Origin of the sequence: Flavobacterium sp. RSP15 (assembly GCF_003968755.1) — a bacterium.
Lineage (GTDB): Bacteria > Bacteroidota > Bacteroidia > Flavobacteriales > Flavobacteriaceae > Flavobacterium.
This window is the reverse complement of sequence record NZ_RYDL01000003.1, coordinates 297,143-314,702: the sequence shown is the minus strand read 5'-3', so window position 1 is coordinate 314,702 and position 17,560 is coordinate 297,143. Positions and strand designations below refer to the sequence as shown.

Genomic DNA, 17,560 nt, shown 5'->3' with positions numbered 1-17,560 from the left:
CTTAATACTATTTACACAATGAGTTTTTTCAAAAGAATATTTTCAGCAGACAAAAAAGACCCGAGCCTAACCGAACAGGCGAAGCAAACATTAGATAAAGGTCTTGAAAAATCAAAAACAAATTTCTTTTCTAAGTTAACCAAAGCGGTTGCCGGAAAGTCAAAAGTGGATGAGGAAGTCCTGGATAATTTAGAAGAAATTCTGGTTGCTTCCGATGTTGGTGTCAATACGACTTTGAAAATCATTAAAAGAATAGAAAGTCGGGTAGCAGCAGATAAATATCTGGGAATTGAAGAACTCAATCTGATCCTCAGAGAAGAAATTGCGGCTTTATTATCAGAGACTAACTCCGGTGAAGCCACTGAGTTTGTAATTCCAACTCAGACTAAGCCGTATGTTTTGATGGTAGTGGGTGTAAATGGAGTTGGTAAAACTACTACTATTGGTAAATTAGCCTTTCAGTTTAAAAAACAAGGATACAACGTTGTGCTGGGCGCAGCTGATACTTTTCGGGCCGCTGCCATTGACCAGTTGCAAATTTGGGCGGATCGAGTAGGAGTTCCTATTGTTCGTCAGGATATGGGAAGTGATCCGGCTTCGGTGGCTTTTGATACCTTGCAATCCGCGGTGGCGCAAAATGCGGATATCGTTATCATTGATACCGCAGGTCGTTTGCATAATAAAATTAATTTAATGAACGAATTGACCAAAGTAAAACGAGTGATGCAAAAAATTGTTGAAGATGCGCCACATGATGTTCTGCTAGTTTTGGATGGTTCAACGGGTCAGAATGCTTTTGAACAAGCCAAACAATTCACTGCCGCTACTGAGGTTACTTGTTTAGCGGTTACAAAACTTGACGGCACTGCCAAAGGCGGTGTGGTGATAGGAATTTCAGATCAGTTTAAAATTCCTGTAAAATATATTGGTGTTGGAGAAGGAATTGAGGATCTTCAGGTTTTTAATAAATATGAATTTGTAGATTCATTCTTTAAATAAAAGACAATTATGGATTTTTCTTCTTTAAAAAATGTACCACCACTATACCTTTATTTTGGGAGTATAGTTTCTTTTATAATGGCTAATCTTATTCGAGATATAAGTATTAGTCTGTATTATTTTTTGATACTTATGGGATTGGTTTTCTTTGTTTTAGGTTTTCTTAAACGTTTGAAAGCCAAGTAGATTTACTGAGGTAAAACGCTAGGTTTCTGCTGTAATATTTCATCAAAATCAGATAAAGCTAAAGTTGGATTATCAAGGTTTACCACCTCTCCCATTCTGATAACGACCATTTTCTTGCTCGGAATGACATAAATTTTTTGATCGTTTTTGCCTAGGGCCATAAATATGTCGGCAGGAGCTGTTGGTATTAAACTACCGTTGAATTCCAATTGGCATGATGACCATTGAAATAATTTTCCATAACAATTCGGCCGTTGACAAGAATGATACTAGATTTTGTTACCCAAGTGGCGTCGGTTAGTGGAAGGAAATAGAGTGTATCTGTTGGAGTAGGCGTTTGTTCTGAAGTTTCAGAATTGTAGCTTATGCAAAATATTGTGAGGACGATACGGTAGATTATTTTTTACATTTTGCTCTAATTTAGTTCTAATTACCTTATGGTTAGTGATATATAAAATAGTTTAATGTGTTCTGCTTTTTTTGTTTTCTGTGAATTTAATAAGAGTAACTTTGTTGTATGCAATTTAAGTATGGTTACTTCAAAATACCTAGCCCTGATTGAAGCGGAAATCCTTTTTTAGCCGTTTTTTCGGCGGATAAAAAGATTGAAGTGAAAAGCAGGAAATAGCTCCTAAAAATATTAATTATATGAAAAATACATTTAGCTTTCTTTTTATTGCATTCCTTTTTGTGGGATGCCAGCAAGAAATTATACCTGCTGATATTGCCAACATAAACGGCTATTGGGAAATTAAAAAGGTTGTTTTTGATAAGGGGGAAAACAAGGAGTATAAGATGAATGAAGTGTATGATTATTTTGAAGTTGACAAAAAGAATAAAGGGTTTCGAAAGAAAGTCATGCCACAACTAGACGGTACTTTTATGGTGAATGATGCGTATGAAAAGGTTTCAATTCGATTTGCAGATGACAAGGCGTTTGTGGATTATTCAACACCTTATATGAAATGGAGTGAGGAAATAATTGCAGTGTCAGCGGAAGAATTAGTATTACTGAACAAAGAAAAAACAGCATATCATTACAAGAAAGCAACACCAATAAATTTACTGGGCGATGGCAAAGAGACTAAATAATCAAAGTACGATAGGGGATGTTTTGAAACAAATTATCCAAGTAAATAAGTTGCAGCCCGGAATGGATCAAATGGACGTAAAATACGCTTGGAAAAACTTGATGGGTAACGGTGTGAACAGTTATACCAATAATGTAGTTTTGAAAGGAAGTACGTTGTATGTAGAGTTGACCTCGTCCGTTTTACGGGAGGAATTAAGTCATGGCAAATCAAAAATTGTGGCTATGATTAATGAGGAACTAAGACGAGATGTGGTGAAGGATGTGGTTTTAAGGTAATGATTTTAGATTGTTGATTAACGAATTTAGATTTCAGATTTTTGATATAAAAAAATCCCGTTTCAATTTTGAAACGGGATTTCTATTTTATTATAATTCGTAACTGTCAATTGCGACTGAAAACCGATACTAGAACTGCTCTCTTCCGGCAAAATGGAACGCACCTTCGATAGCTGCATTTTCATCGCTATCAGAACCGTGAACTGCATTTTCTCCAATCGAGGTTGCGTATGCTTTACGGATAGTTCCTTCAGCAGCGTCAGCTGGGTTTGTAGCTCCAATTAGAGTTCTGAAATCTTCAACAGCGTTGTCTTTTTCTAAAATAGCAGCAACAATTGGTCCTCTTGACATAAACTCAACTAATTCACCATAAAAAGGTCTTGCAGCGTGCACTTCGTAAAAAGCTTGTGCATCAGCAACAGTTAATTGTGTCAATTTTAAAGAAACGATTTTGAAACCTGCCGTAGTAATCATTGCAAGTATGTTTCCGATGTGTCCGTTAGCAACAGCATCAGGCTTGATCATTGTAAAAGTTCTATTAGTAGCCATTTTTATTTTTTTAATTTTATGCAAAATTAGCATTTTTTTATTGAATATTTTTACAAATATTGCACTCAAATAATCATAATTTGATTAAAGTACAATAATTTCAAATTTGTTGTCTAGCGGTTGGAGTTGGTTGATTAATGTAGGAATCAGTTTATCTCCGTATTCCAAATAAAATTCGGAAAAATTAGTTTGTCGTTCCTGTAAACTTTGGTTGGGAAACAGCTCATTTTGCAAGTAGGTGATGCGTTGTAAAACGTCACTTAGTTTTCTTTTTTGTGCTTTTAGCAATCGTTTTTCCAGATTTTCTAATCCTTTGTTTTGTTTTGTTTCCTGAGCTTTTACCGCTCCAATAAAAGATTTATCGGTTTTGGTCGCAACATCATAAAGCTCCTGAAATTGTTTTTCCAATTGGATTTTGAGATGCGTTAAATCGACTGGGAAATCTGATAATTCTTTGGTTTTAGTAGGTACTAAATTCGCCTGTTTCGAAAATAAATTTTCCCAATTCAATTCTAATTTATCTGCTTTTTTAGCTTGCTTTTCGGTTGCTAATAGTACAGAATTTCTAATCAAAAGTATTGGAAAAGTTACTTTTGCAGCGGCAAAAAACGATTGTAGTTCTAGCCAATAGGCAATCTCTCCTCCTCCGCCAATGTAGCATAAATTGGGGAGAATCACTTCTTGATATAACGGACGCATAATCACGTTAGGACTGAATTTCTCCGGATGATTTTCTAAAAGGGATAGAATTTCTGTTTCAGAAAACTCAATTTTAGTGTGGTTTACTTTGTATCGATCATTTTCAAAGATAATGCGTTCTCTGATACTATCTTCAATATAAAACAAATTGATTTCACGAGGATTCACTTGAATGGTATACTCTTTTAATTTTTCGGCAGTTTCTAGTACTAATTTATGCGAGGATTGGTGTAGTAATTCTTCTTTTGCAAATGGAATAAAAGCTCTTTTTAAGTCTGAATTATCCGCATCTAAAATGACTAAACCATTTGCACCAAATAATGCATTTGCCAAAAATCGTGTGGCATCGGCTAAATTATCGTGTTTCAGATAAGAGTCTTTGAATAATTTTTTTAGAGTATCTGCATTCGTACCGGAACCTAATTCCAGCGCATATACTTCTAGAAAATCGGATAAACCTTTAGTAGACAATCGTCCAACAGGACCTGTACTTTCTTTGTTCCAACGGAATTTTTTGCCTTTAAAATTAAAATAATTGATTTCTTCAAAATCATGGTCTTCGGTAGCCATCCAGTAAATGGGGACAAAATTATAGGTGGGATATTTCGCTTTTAATTCGGTTGTCAAATTAATTGTCGAAATAATCTTGTATAAAAAATATAAAGGTCCACCGAATAAATTTAGCTGATGGCCAGTGGTTACAGTAAATGTATTTGGAAGTGCCAAAGTTTCAATATTTTGTTTTGTTAAAACAGAAGTTGAAATAGCCGAATATTGTTTTTTTAAGACTGAAACTAAAATATTTCTTTTATTGTCATTGACAATTTTTTTATCCATTTCGACTCCCTCTCCTTCGGGGAGGGCTGGGGAGGGGAAGTTATTTTGCTTTTCAAGGATTTGCTTTTCAAAGTTTTCCAGCGTTGGAAATCTATTGTATAGAGAATGTAAATTATTTTTTTGATCTAAATAATCGTTCATCAAAGAAGAGAAATATCCTGAATTTTGATAGCTGATACAGTCGGTTGGCATATGGAATTTTATTTGAGGCTAAATTACCGAAAAATATTGGAACTATAATATTTGTTACTTTCGAAAAATAGTATCAATTTTATCAAAAAAAATTAACAATTTTATGAAAGATAATTTAAAGCTTACGAATAAAAATTCTTTAAAACATGTTCTTTTTGGCAGTTTAATTGGTACAACTATAGAGTTTTTTGATTTTTATATTTATGCTAATGCAGCAGTTTTAGTTTTTCCTCAATTGTTTTTTCCTTCAACAGATAATACTAATTCTGTTTTATTATCTCTTGCAACTTTTTCGATTGCTTTTCTTTCCCGACCTTTAGGTTCCGCAGTCTTTGGCCATTATGGTGATAAAATTGGACGTAAAACCACCTTAGTAATTGCATTATTAACAATGGGGATTTCAACTGTTTGTATTGGTTTTTTACCAAGTTATGCCAGTATTGGAATTACAGCTCCTTTATTACTTATGTTGTGTCGCTTTGGTCAAGGAGTTGGTTTAGGTGGCGAATGGGGTGGAGCGGTTTTATTGGCAATCGAAAATGCTCCGGCTAATAAGCGTGCTTGGTATGGTATGTTCCCGCAATTGGGAGCTCCAATAGGCTTGTTGCTTTCAGGTGGTACTTTCTTGATTTTGACAGACACAATGAGTGCCGAAGCTTTTCTGGACTACGGGTGGAGAATTCCGTTTATAGGGAGTTCGTTATTGGTTGTTGTAGGTTTCTATATCCGATTAAAAATTGATGAAACTCCTGCTTTCAAAAACTCTAAAAAAGAACAACAAGAGGTTAAAATTCCCTTTTTTACTTTATTAAAATTTTATAAAAACCAATTGATTTTTGGCACATTTGCGTCGATTACAACTTTCTTGGTTTTTTATCTCATGACGGTGTTCACGCTTAGCTGGGCAACGTCAGATTTGGGTTATTCCAAAAGGGATTTTCTATTGATGCAATTGTTTTCGGTATTGTTTTTTGCGTTTTTCATTCCTGTTTCTGCTTTAATTGCGGATTGTATTGGGCGTAGAAAAATGCTTATTTATGCAACGATAGCAATAGCTGTTTTTGGTTTTGCATTTTCATTTTTCTTAAATTCTGCCAGTTCGGTTCTTGTGACTTTGTTTTTATGTGTTGGAATGGCGCTGATGGGATTCACATATGGCCCATTGGGGACTTTTTTATCGGAACTGTTTCCTACAACGGTGCGTTATTCAGGGACCTCTTTGGCATTTAACATGGCAGGAATTATCGGAGCCGCTTTTGCCCCTATGATTGCGATTTGGTTAGCTACACAGTATAGCCTGACCTACGTTGGGTTTTACTTAAGTACGGCAGCCTGTGTCTCTTTATTTTCATTGTTGATGGTCAGCAAAAAAGAGCATAAGTTTTGATAATTTGCTATCGCTTCAAACTAAAATGACCTTTGTATTCATTTTCATCAGTTCTGGTTGCTGTATACCAATAATCACCTGATGGAAGTTGATGACCATTAAGACTTCCGTCACATGAACTATTTTTGAGTTAATGGTTTAATTCTTTGCTAGGTATATACCATCGCTTGCTTTCTTTAAATCGGCAGTAGCATCATCATTGCAACCACGTAGGTTTTTGGCACAATCAAAACATTGACTTTGCATTGTAAATGAAAAAGGAAAAATTCGCTTCAGAAGTAAGATTTACAGCACGATAAATATAATTAAATACCTATATATTACGTTGAAACTAAAAATAGCTTTGTTTTATATTTGAATCCAAAGAATAAATAATAATATGGACTTTTACTTTGGTGATAAGAACAGAATTATCCCTTATTTTTGCACAAAACTTATTTCTTTTGAAAACCAAATTATTCATCATCACGCCTCCGTTTACCCAACTCAACACTCCGTATCCGGCGACCGCTTATATTAAAGGGTTTCTGAATACCAAAAACATTGAGTCTGTTCAGGCGGATTTGGGTATTGAGGTGATTTTGGAATTGTTTTCTAAAGAAGGTTTGCAAAATGTGTTTGCTATTGCCACAGCTAGGACCCAAAAGCTAACACCCAACTCCCAAAGAATTCAAGCTTTGCAAGATGAATATGTAAAGACGATTGATCCCGTGATTGCTTTTCTGCAAGGAAAAAATCCAACATTGGCGCTTCAAATTTGTCAGGAAGATTTCTTGCCGGAAGCGTCCCGTTTTGCACAATTGGAAGAACTTGATTGGGCTTTCGGAACGATGGGAACACAGGACAAAGCCAAGCATTTAGCGACTTTGTATCTCGAAGATATTTCAGATTTTATTGTGGAATGTGTAGATGCTAATTTTGGTTTCAGCCGTTATGCAGAACGTTTGGGACGAAGTGCGAATTCTTTTGACGAATTGTATGAAGCCTTGCAACAGGAACCAACTTATATTGATACCGTTCTTCTTTCTATTTTAAAAGAAAAAATAGAAACTATAAAACCTACATTATTCTTGATTTCAGTTCCGTTTCCAAGAAATTTGTACTCGGCTTTTCGTTCGGCACAATGGGTTAAAAAGCATTATCCCAATATCAAGATTTCGATGGGTGGTGGTTTTCCAAATACAGAATTGCGTTCGCTTTCAGATGCTCGTGTGTTTGAGTTTTTCGATTTTATTACTTTGGACGATGGGGAAATGCCAATAGAAGAATTAATCTCTAATATTGAATCCCGAAATTTCGGGACAGATTACAATTCTTATAAACGAACCTTTCTGTTGGAAGACGGAAAAGTAGTTTATAAAAATAATTCCCTGAAACACGATTACAAACAATCACAAGTAGGAACTCCGGATTATTCGGATTTATTTTTGGATAAATACATTTCGGTTATCGAAATTGTGAATCCCATGCACCGCATGTGGAGTGATGGGAGATGGAATAAACTTACCATGGCACATGGTTGTTACTGGGGGAAATGTACGTTTTGCGATATTTCTTTGGATTACATCAAAATTTACGAACCCGTGGCGGCCAATTTATTGTGCGACCGAATGGAGGAAATGATTGCCCAAACAGGTGAGAACGGATTTCATTTTGTAGATGAAGCGGCGCCACCGGCTTTGATGCGGGCTCTAGCTCTCGAAATTCTTCGTAGGAAAATAGCCGTGACGTGGTGGACGAACATTCGATTCGAAAAAAGTTTTACCAAAGACTTGTGTTTGCTACTTAAAGCTTCCGGTTGCATTGCGGTTTCTGGCGGTCTCGAAGTAGCTTCTGATCGATTATTAAAATTGATTGACAAAGGCGTTACGGTGGAGCAAGTGGCTAAAGTCACCAGAAATTTTACCGAAGCAGGAGTTATGGTTCATGCCTATTTGATGTACGGCTATCCTACACAAACCATTCAGGAAACAGTGGATAGTCTCGAAATGGTGCGTCAATTATTTGAAGTTGGGGTATTACAATCAGGATTTTGGCATCAATTTGCTATGACGGCGCACAGTCCAGTAGGCTTGTATCCGGAGAAATTTGGTGTGACAAAAGAAACCGAAATCATTGGAACTTTTGCCAATAACGATATTAATTATACCGATGCAACAGGAATCGACCATGATAAATTCAGTTTTGGACTTAAGAAATCGTTGTTCAATTTCATGCACGGAATCTGTTTTGATTACGAATTGCAGGATTGGTTTGAATTTAAAATTCCAAAAACTAAAATTTCACCTGATTTTATTTTTGATGCTCTACAAGAAGACAATGATTTTAGCGTCAAACCCACTGCTAAAATCGTTTGGTTAGGCGGCAAACCATTTGTGGAACATTTTACCAAATCTAAAAAAGGAAATTCTTGGGAACTAATGACTTTGATATTTCATGATAAAAAAGAAAGTTTCAGTATTCAAACGAATAAAAGGGAGGGAGAATGGCTGGTAGAAATGCTACAGAAAATCGCTGTTTCGAATTCTAAAACTCACAGCTTTCAAGAAATAAAAATAGATTTCGAATCATATCTGGAGGACTTTGAATTGTTTTGGTACTCCAAACCAATTAAAACGCTGCGAGAATATGGGTTGTTAGTATTGTAATTTTATTTTTGACACCTATACTAAATTTGCATAAAACTTTCTTCATTGGTTTACGAAAACGTTTTCTTTTGCCTATTTTTACGACCATAAAATAAAAGCAAATGAGTATTGGTTATAAAGTTAATGTAAATGACACTTTTCATTTTGATTTAGAAAAGAAAAGTATTTCACAACTGGATGCAGTAAGTGTGGAAACGAATAAGTTTCATGTTTTGCACTCAAACACTCCTTATCAAGCGGAAATCATCACTTCTGATTTTCTTCAAAAAAGCTACACCGTAAAGGTAAACAATAACACCTACACCGTTGCCATTTCAAATCCTTTGGATGTTTTGATTAAGGAAATGGGATTCGAAGTAGGGCTTACCAAACAAGTCAATTTTATCAAAGCACCCATGCCAGGTTTAATTCTCGAAATAAGTGTGGTAGTAGGACAAACCGTCAAAGAGAATGACAATCTTATTATTTTAGGGGCCATGAAAATGGAAAATAGCTTTCTTTCTCCGCGTGATGGCGTTATCAAAACCATATCAGTAATGATGGGTGATGCCGTAGATAAAGGACAGTTGTTAATTGAATTTGAATAAAACACCACTGATTTAAAAGAGAATTTTAAATTATACAACGCAATTGATTGTGAGAGAATTAAAATTAGCGAATCTGCGGTTAAAAAATATAAAATGAAAAAATTATTAGTTGCCAATAGAGGTGAAATCGCCATAAGAGTGATGAAAACCGCAAAAAAAATGGGCATTAAAACTGTAGCAGTATATTCTACTGCCGACAGAAATGCACCGCACGTAAAATTTGCTGATGAAGCCGTTTGGATTGGCGAAGCTCCTTCTAATCAATCCTATTTATTGGGAAGTAAAATCATAGAGGTTGCGAAATCATTAAACGTAGATGCAATTCATCCCGGGTACGGATTCCTGAGTGAAAATGCTGATTTTGCCGAAGAAGCAGAGAAAAATAATATCATTTTTATTGGTCCAAAGTCGAAAGCGATCAAAATCATGGGAAGTAAATTAGCGGCGAAAGAGGCTGTTAAGCAATACAACATTCCAATGGTTCCGGGCTTTGACGAAGCCATTACGGATGTCGAAAAAGCGAAAGTGGTTGCCAAAAAAATTGGTTTTCCAATTCTGATTAAAGCCTCTGCAGGTGGTGGCGGAAAAGGAATGCGTGTGGTAGAGAGTGAAGCTGATTTCGAATCTCAAATGGATCGCGCCATCAGTGAAGCGATTTCCGCTTTTGGTGATGGTTCTGTTTTTATCGAAAAATATGTGGGTTCGCCACGGCATATCGAAATTCAAGTTATGGCAGACAGCCACGGGAATGTGTTGTATTTATTCGAAAGAGAGTGCAGTATCCAGCGTCGTCACCAAAAAGTAATAGAAGAGGCGCCTTCTTCGGTTTTAACACCTGAATTGCGTAAAAAAATGGGTGAAGCCGCTGTTTTGGTAGCTAAATCCTGTGATTATTTAGGAGCAGGAACTGTCGAATTTTTATTGGACGAAAACAACAATTTCTACTTTCTTGAAATGAATACTCGTTTGCAGGTAGAACATCCTGTTACGGAATGGATTACAGGAACTGATTTGGTTGAACTACAAATTAGAGTAGCTCGAGGCGAAGCATTAAACATAAAACAAGAAGATTTAAAAATAAAAGGACACGCGATGGAATTACGCGTATATGCCGAAGATCCTATGAATGATTTCTTGCCAAGTGTAGGTCATTTAGATGTATATCAGTTGCCTGTTGGAGAGGGAATTCGTGTGGATAATGGTTTTGAACAAGGCATGGATATTCCTATTTATTACGACCCAATGTTGGCCAAATTGATTACGTACGGCGAAACCCGAGAAGAAGCAATTCAAGTTATGTTAAAAGCTATTGAGGCGTATAAAATTGAGGGTGTACAAACAACCTTGCCTTTTGGGAAATTTGTTTTTGAACATGAGGCATTTCGTTCTGGGAAATTTGACACGCATTTCGTAAAAAACTATTACAATGCAGATGTGTTGAAAAAACAAATGGCTAAAGAAGCCGAAATTGCTGCTTTGGTGGCTCTGAAACAGTATTTTGAAGATCAAAAAATCGTACGCCTACTACACTCTTAAAACGTCAGTTCGAGTTGAGCAAAGGTTTTAAACAAAAAAACCTTTGAGAAGTATCGAGAACTATACATTTCACAAGGCTTCTCGATACAATTTTAAACATTAAAGCTATCGCATTACTGTTCAAAACCACTGAAAGTGGCGAAATTTTAAAAACAATAGTATCCAATTAAATAAAGTATGGAATCTAAAATAAAAACATTAAACGATAAAATTGCTGAAGCTCATTTGGGCGGCGGTAAAAAACGTATCGAAAAACAACATTCCAATAAAAAACTATCGGCAAGAGAGCGCGTCAATTATTTGATGGATGAAGGCTCTTTTGAAGAAATCGGGATGTTAGTTACCCATCGAACGTCTGATTTTGGAATGCAAAAAGAGCTGTTTTTTGGAGATGGTGTCATTACCGGATACGGAACTATAAACGGTCGATTGGTCTATATTTTTGCGCAGGATTTTACCGTTTTTGGGGGATCATTATCTGAAACTCATGCCGAAAAAATTTGTAAAATTATGGATATGGCAGTCAAAATGGGCGCACCCATGATTGGCCTGAATGATTCTGGTGGGGCACGTATTCAGGAAGGTGTTCGTTCGTTGGGTGGTTATGCTGATATTTTTTATAGAAACGTACAAGCCAGTGGCGTAATTCCGCAAATCTCTGCAATTATGGGTCCCTGCGCTGGTGGAGCGGTATATTCACCAGCCATGACTGATTTTACGATGATGGTTGAAGATACCAGTTATATGTTTGTAACAGGCCCGAATGTCGTGAAAACAGTAACCAATGAAACGGTGACTTCAGAGGAATTGGGAGGGGCAAGCACGCATTCTACGAAATCTGGTGTGGCGCACATTACTTCTGCTAATGATGTGGAATGTCTGGAAGATTTGAAACGCTTGTTGAGTTATTTGCCACAAAGCAATAAAGAAAAAACACACAGTGTACCGTATGAACTTAATGATGAGGTTCGTACCAAATTAGCGACTATTATTCCGGATAATCCCAATAAACCGTACGATATGCACGAGGTAATTAGCGGCATTATTGACGAAGATTCGTTTTATGAAATTCATAAAAACTATGCCGAAAATATCCTGGTGGGTTTTGCTCGATTGGGAGGAAAAAGCATTGGGATTATAGCCAACCAACCGATGATTTTAGCCGGTTGTCTGGATGTGAACAGCTCGAAAAAAGCAGCTCGATTTACTCGTTTTTGTGATTGTTTTAATATTCCGTTATTGGTTGTAGTGGATGTGCCGGGATTTTTGCCAGGAACTGACCAAGAATGGAATGGAATTATCGTTCACGGAGCGAAATTATTGTACGCACTTAGCGAAGCGACCGTGCCAAGAGTGACTGTGATTACCCGAAAAGCTTATGGTGGTGCGTATGATGTGATGAACTCGAAACACATTGGTGCCGACATGAATTTTGCTTGGCCGTCAGCTGAAATTGCTGTGATGGGAGCAAAGGGAGCCTCTGAAATTATTTTCAAGAAAGAAATCAATGAGGCCGAAGATCCTGCCGCTAAACTTTTGGAAAAAGAAGCTGAATATGCGAATTTGTTCGCAAATCCGTATACCGCAGCGCAACGTGGTTTTGTGGATGAGGTAATCTTACCGGAAGACACCAGACGCAAACTGATAAAAGCCTTTAGCATGCTAGAAAATAAAGTTAGTGTTACTCCAGATAGAAAACACGGGAATATTCCGTTGTAGTATTTTTTTAAGAAATGAAAAAACCACCTGATTATTTTAGGTGGTTTTTTAGTTTTACATTTAATATCAAAAACTAGTTGGTGTTTTGTGGGATCATTTGACGTTTTAGTATCTTTCAATCGGACTATAAAAATTAAATTAGAATTTGGCTAAAAAAACAACTAGATGAAATAGGACAGATGTGGAAAAAGTGATTTGTTACTGCCACAAATTTCTTTTTTATTCGAATCGTTTTGATCCGGAAACGCTATTGGAGGAAACCATGATGGCGCTGGATTACGCCGTACGAAGCGGAAAAGCATTGTATGTGGAAATTTATAATTATACAGCAGCGCAAACTAAGGAAACTACTGAAATACTGAAATACTGAAACAATTGGGGATACCCAGCTTGATTCATCAACTGAAATATTCCATGTTTGTGCGGCAACAATAAGCGGAATTATTAGATGTTCTCGAAGACAAACGAGTGGGTTGTATTGCTTTTTCTCCTTTGGCACAAATGGCATTGGCTTGTTTGCTTAAAGAGAACCGAATCACTTCTGTTTTGACAAGGAAAAAAAATAATCTTTTTTTAATTCTGAAAAAAAATGAAAAGTTGCCATTTAAAAGAGATTTAAGAAAGATTAGAATGCTTTTTTAAAAGTACACCGCTGATAAATAAGGTTTTAATATAAAAAAATTACTTAGTTTGAAGTGGCTTGTTTTTTTTATTGATAAAAAAGGTTAACTTGCGGCATAGAAAAAAAACTGATATGTCTTACAAAAGTAGGCTGTATTTTATTTTTAGTCGAGTGAATTCCATGAAAAGATTAATTAGATTAAATACGTACTCTAAACTACTGATGCTGATACTTTCGGCAAGTATTTTCTTTTTCGTAATTTACATCACCTTGTATCTTTATACTATTCAGGAAGAACGTCATTTTTACAAAATCACTTACAATCAATACGATAAAGAAGTGAGATCTTTGTTCAGACTCAATTCTAAAACCACTACCGCCATCATTATTGATGTTACCCACTGGGATAATTTGGTTAGTTATACAATAACAAAAGATAAAAAATGGTATGATAAATATATTCTAAGCGAATTTGAAACCTATTCTGCTGATTACATTGGTGTTTATGGTTTAGATCAAAAAATAATAAATAAAACAGTTTCCTCTAAGATTAAAAGCCTTGACTTTATCCCAAAAGAGATGATGACAGTGCTTTATAAATCGAAACTAAAAAAATTCTATATTAAAATTCCAGAAGGAATTGTGGAAGTTTTTGGTGCAACGATTCATCCTTCAATAGATCCCAAAAAGAATAAAACAGCGCCGTCTGGTTACTTTTTTATAGCTAGACTTTTAGATAAGCCTTTTTTGAATTCTTTAGGAAATATAAGCAGTTCGAAAGTTAATTTAGTTCCGGCACATCTTACGGATCTTGAAGAAAGTGATTTTGTAATTGTAAGCTTAGATCTGAAAGACTGGAAAGATGACGTTGTGTCTACATTACTTTTCAAAAGGCCATTCAATTTGAATTACAAAAATTCAAAAGAAATTCTTTTTATTGTAGTGCTGGTTTCTTTATTGAACATTTTTATTTTTGTGTATTATACAAAACGATGGGTTTATAATCCACTAAAATTAGTCAAAAGTATTCTAGAAACAGGTAATATAACAGCGATTTCTTCTTTAAGAAAATTCAAAGGAGAGTTTGGGTATATAGGAAATCTTTTTGAAGAGAACAGCAATCAAAGGCGACAATTAGAAATATCCAAACAAAAAGCGGAGGAAAGCGATACCTTAAAATCTTCTTTTTTGGCTAATTTATCGCATGAAATCAGAACTCCTATGAATGCCATAATGGGATTTAGTGATTTGCTAACGGATGCAAATTTGACAGAAGGGGAGAAATTGGAATATTTAAAAATAATAAAAAACAGTGGGAACAACCTGGTTTCAATCATTGAAGATCTTATTGAAATGTCTAAAATTGACGCCAAGCAAATTACGCCAAATTATAAAGGATTAGACATTGAAAAATGCATAACAGAGTTGTATGATTCTATCAAAGTTACGATTTCTAAAGATAAAAATATTCAATTTTATATTCTTGAAAATTCAGCTAGAATTACAGAAAAAATCCTTACTGATGAAACAAAGCTGAAACAAATTATTGTCAATTTAATAACAAATGCAGTAAAATTTACAGATAATGGATTTGTTGCTTTTGGGTATACAGTGCACAAAGAAAAAGGAATTTTAGCGTTTACTATTGAAGATTCAGGAATCGGTATGAGTACAAATCATTTAAAAGTGATATTTGATCGTTTCCGAAGAATTGAAGGGGACGGCAGTACTGAATTAACGGGATTAGGACTTGGCCTATCCATCACGAAGGCGTATGTAGAGATGCTTGGAGGAGAAATAACAGTAACATCTAAAATTGGAGTTGGATCTGTTTTTACTTTTTCGATTCCATTAAAATTTGAGCAGACTGAAAAAGACATTGTGTCAAGTAAGACGATATATTTTTCAGAAAACCAGGAGAATGAAATAATTTTAGTCGCTGAAGATGATACTATCAATTTCTTGTTGTTAAAAAAAATTATTGAGTCAAAAAATCATACAGTTTTGCGTGCTTTTAATGGTCAGGAAGCAGTTACTATTTGTACCGAAAATCCGGATATCAGTTTGGTTTTTATGGATATAAAAATGCCTGTTTTGAATGGTTATGAGGCTTTTGAAAAAATAAAGTTAATTAAACCGGGACTTCCGGTGATAGCCCAGACAGCATATTCATCTGCAGAAGAGAGAGAGAAAATACTTCAGTGCGGCTTTCATGACTACATTACGAAACCTTTGGACAAGGAAAAAGTCTTTGCGCTATTGGATGTTATTTTTATGGAAATTAATTCTTAGAATTCTTTGAGGAATTCCTCTTGTATCACTTTTTAATTTTTTATTCTCAACCGCGAATGAAAGGCATTAACCAAATTTTTTTTGTCTGCTTTTTTTGGTCATTTACTAAATTTTCTTGTGGAAAAAATGTATTAATTCATGTGCTCGTCTGCTATTTTTAAAGCTTCAGAAATAATTGATAAACCTTCGTCAATTTCAGTTTCGTTAATCATTAATGGTGGTGCGATAAAAATATAACCCCAGCGAACAAAGGTATATAATCCTTGCTCTCTTAACTTGGCACTCACTTTGTTCATAACTTCCATTTCGACAGCATTAGCATTGAAAGGAGCCATTAGTTGATATGGTTTTTTGCTTTTCACAATATCCAAACAACCCAATAATCCTTTGTTTCTAAAATCACCCATTGAAGGATGTTGGGCACGCATTTTGTTAATTTGTTTTTCCATGTAAGTACCCATTTTGACTGCGTTTTCTATCAAATGATCACTTTCGTAAATATTGATAACGGCAAGTGAAGCTGCCAGAGCCACTGGATGTGAATTATAAGTCAATCCCAACCACAAAGGGGAATCGTCATATTTTGCTGCAATTTTATCCGATACCATCAAACAACCTAAGGGTAAATAAGAAGAAGTCAGACCTTTGGCCATACAAATCATATCTGGAATGATGTCGCTATGTTGAAAACCAAACCATTTTCCGGTTCGGCCGAAACCACTCATTACCTCATCGGCAATAAATAGAATTTCATATTTTTCGCACAAGGCTTTAATCCCTTTTAGATAGCCTTTTGGATAATGCAAGCAACCTGATGACCCACTTTCGCCTTCAAAGACAAAGGCTGCAATAGTGTGCCCGCCTTCATACCGAATGATTCTTTCTACTGAATCAAGGCTCCATTTTAATTTCGTTTCTTCGTCTTGATCACTCAAACCATAAAAATCGTAGGGATCATCTAGGTGAAAAATATTAGTGGCTTGTTGGGCATCACTAAAAAGTTTTCTAGGATCTCCGCCTAAAGTCATACTGGCAGAAGAGTTTCCGTGGAATCCTCTATATCTTCCAAAAATTTTGTGCTTTCCAGTGTATAAACGAGCCAGTTTTATTGCATTTTCGATTGATGAAGCGCCACAAAGTGTAAAAAAAGCTTTGTTTAAATCACCGGGACAAATTTCGGCAAGTTTTTTTGCTAAACGCGCCCGGATTTCTGTAGTGCAAGATGGGGTCACATAACTCACTTTTTGCATTTGTTCGACAATTGCATCTGTGACCCGCTGGTCGCCGTGACCGATATTTACTGACATTAATCCGCTGGAGAAATCAATTATTTTTTTTCCTCCAACTTCATATAAATAAACGCCTTCGGCTCTTTCGATAGGGATTGGATTTACATTTTTTTGAGCAACCCAAGTAAACAAACTGAATTGTTTACTATCACTTATTATTTGTTCTTTACTTAACATTATATTTTAAATTTTAGTTTCAATTGGTTAGACAACAAAACCATAAAGTAGGACAGAATTTGCATCTTATAAATTTTGTTTGTCGATGTAAGCTTTGTGCAATTGTATTGTTTTGATATTAAATTGGACATGATTTGTTCATCTATGAATTTGTTCTTGCTTTTTAAAAAAGTATAGTTTTTCAAAATTCCTTCTTTTGTGAAACCTACACTTTTATATAGTTTTATGGCTTTCAAATTATGAGTGTCGACACTCAATTCAACTCTGGAAACAGATTTTATTTTACATATATTAATGATTTCTAACATCATTTTTTTTCCTATCCTTTTCCAAAATAATCAGGATGAATAGCTACTCCTCCCAGATACATAATGTGGCTATTTCTATGCTTTTGTCGGATGATTTTACACATTCCGACAGTTTTTGAATCTTATTTATGTAGATATAAAATTTCTTCTTTTAGCAAGTCATT

Annotated in this window: 14 protein-coding genes and 2 pseudogenes; 10 read left to right on the top strand and 6 right to left on the bottom strand. The window is 35.4% G+C overall.

Annotation, left to right across the window (positions count from 1 at the left end; translation table 11 throughout):
- Nucleotides 1–18: 18 nt before the first annotated feature.
- Nucleotides 19–999: a signal recognition particle-docking protein FtsY gene (gene ftsY / locus EKM00_RS05885; protein WP_126515565.1), complete on the top strand. Its 981-nt coding sequence runs from the start codon at nt 19–21 to the stop codon at nt 997–999.
- 188 nt (nt 1,000–1,187) lie between these two features.
- Here the strand turns inward: ftsY and EKM00_RS05880 are convergent.
- Nucleotides 1,188–1,397 (bottom strand): annotated as a pseudogene (locus EKM00_RS05880) (serine hydrolase domain-containing protein); the annotation flags it as partial.
- A gap of 436 nt (nt 1,398–1,833) precedes the next feature.
- Between EKM00_RS05880 and EKM00_RS05875 the strand changes: the two are divergent.
- Nucleotides 1,834–2,277, top strand: a complete 444-nt coding sequence (locus tag EKM00_RS05875; RefSeq protein WP_126455073.1) for a hypothetical protein — start codon at nt 1,834–1,836, stop codon at nt 2,275–2,277.
- A complete protein-coding gene (locus EKM00_RS05870) occupies nt 2,258–2,554 on the top strand; it encodes a DUF721 domain-containing protein (protein WP_126460325.1) in 297 nt (98 codons plus the stop codon). The genes EKM00_RS05875 and EKM00_RS05870 overlap by 20 nt, the downstream gene beginning before the upstream one ends.
- Before the next feature lie 129 nt (nt 2,555–2,683).
- Here EKM00_RS05870 and EKM00_RS05865 read toward each other — a convergent pair whose 3' ends face one another.
- The gene (locus tag EKM00_RS05865) at nt 2,684–3,103 is read right to left on the bottom strand and encodes a nucleoside-diphosphate kinase (RefSeq protein WP_126460327.1); all 420 of its coding nucleotides are present in this window, start codon (nt 3,101–3,103) and stop codon (nt 2,684–2,686) included.
- 84 nt (nt 3,104–3,187) lie between these two features.
- Nucleotides 3,188–4,831 carry a bacillithiol biosynthesis cysteine-adding enzyme BshC gene (gene bshC, locus EKM00_RS05860; RefSeq protein WP_126515564.1) on the bottom strand — a complete coding sequence of 548 codons (1,644 nt, stop codon included), beginning with the start codon at nt 4,829–4,831 and terminating at the stop codon, nt 3,188–3,190.
- 103 nt (nt 4,832–4,934) lie between these two features.
- Here bshC and EKM00_RS05855 point away from each other — a divergent pair, with 103 nt between their 5' ends.
- On the top strand, nt 4,935–6,218 hold the full coding sequence (locus EKM00_RS05855) for an MFS transporter (RefSeq protein ID WP_126515563.1): 1,284 nt from the start codon (nt 4,935–4,937) through the stop codon (nt 6,216–6,218).
- A gap of 7 nt (nt 6,219–6,225) precedes the next feature.
- On the opposite strand, the pseudogene EKM00_RS15080 reads toward EKM00_RS05855, so the two are convergent.
- A pseudogene (locus EKM00_RS15080) lies at nt 6,226–6,330 on the bottom strand (T9SS type B sorting domain-containing protein); the annotation flags it as partial.
- Between the two features lie 331 nt (nt 6,331–6,661).
- On the opposite strand from EKM00_RS15080, the gene EKM00_RS05845 reads away from it, so the two are divergent.
- The 6 genes from EKM00_RS05845 (at nt 6,662) to EKM00_RS05820 (ending at nt 15,622) form a co-directional block, all read left to right on the top strand.
- Nucleotides 6,662–8,866 carry a B12-binding domain-containing radical SAM protein gene (locus EKM00_RS05845; RefSeq protein ID WP_126515562.1) on the top strand — a complete coding sequence of 735 codons (2,205 nt, stop codon included), beginning with the start codon at nt 6,662–6,664 and terminating at the stop codon, nt 8,864–8,866.
- 101 nt (nt 8,867–8,967) lie between these two features.
- Nucleotides 8,968–9,453 (top strand): acetyl-CoA carboxylase biotin carboxyl carrier protein subunit, encoded by a 486-nt coding sequence (locus EKM00_RS05840; RefSeq protein WP_126460338.1) that lies wholly within the window; start codon nt 8,968–8,970, stop codon nt 9,451–9,453.
- Nucleotides 9,454–9,546: 93 nt separating this feature from the next.
- On the top strand, nt 9,547–10,989 hold the full coding sequence (accC, locus tag EKM00_RS05835; protein WP_126515561.1) for an acetyl-CoA carboxylase biotin carboxylase subunit: 1,443 nt from the start codon (nt 9,547–9,549) through the stop codon (nt 10,987–10,989).
- 177 nt (nt 10,990–11,166) lie between these two features.
- The gene (locus tag EKM00_RS05830; RefSeq protein WP_126455056.1) at nt 11,167–12,708 is read left to right on the top strand and encodes an acyl-CoA carboxylase subunit beta; all 1,542 of its coding nucleotides are present in this window, start codon (nt 11,167–11,169) and stop codon (nt 12,706–12,708) included.
- A gap of 181 nt (nt 12,709–12,889) precedes the next feature.
- Nucleotides 12,890–13,078, top strand: coding sequence for a hypothetical protein (locus EKM00_RS15245; protein ID WP_255416625.1), 189 nt, complete (start codon nt 12,890–12,892; stop codon nt 13,076–13,078).
- A 432-nt stretch (nt 13,079–13,510) separates the two neighbouring features.
- A complete protein-coding gene (locus EKM00_RS05820; protein WP_158614883.1) occupies nt 13,511–15,622 on the top strand; it encodes an ATP-binding protein in 2,112 nt (703 codons plus the stop codon).
- Nucleotides 15,623–15,753: 131 nt separating this feature from the next.
- Here the strand turns inward: EKM00_RS05820 and EKM00_RS05815 are convergent, their stop codons facing one another.
- Nucleotides 15,754–17,088: an aminotransferase class III-fold pyridoxal phosphate-dependent enzyme gene (locus EKM00_RS05815; RefSeq protein WP_126515559.1), complete on the bottom strand. Its 1,335-nt coding sequence runs from the start codon at nt 17,086–17,088 to the stop codon at nt 15,754–15,756.
- Entirely contained in the window at nt 17,088–17,396 is a 309-nt protein-coding gene (locus EKM00_RS15150) for a GNAT family N-acetyltransferase (protein ID WP_370453924.1), read from the bottom strand. The genes EKM00_RS05815 and EKM00_RS15150 overlap by 1 nt, the downstream gene beginning before the upstream one ends.
- Nucleotides 17,397–17,560 lie beyond the last annotated feature (164 nt).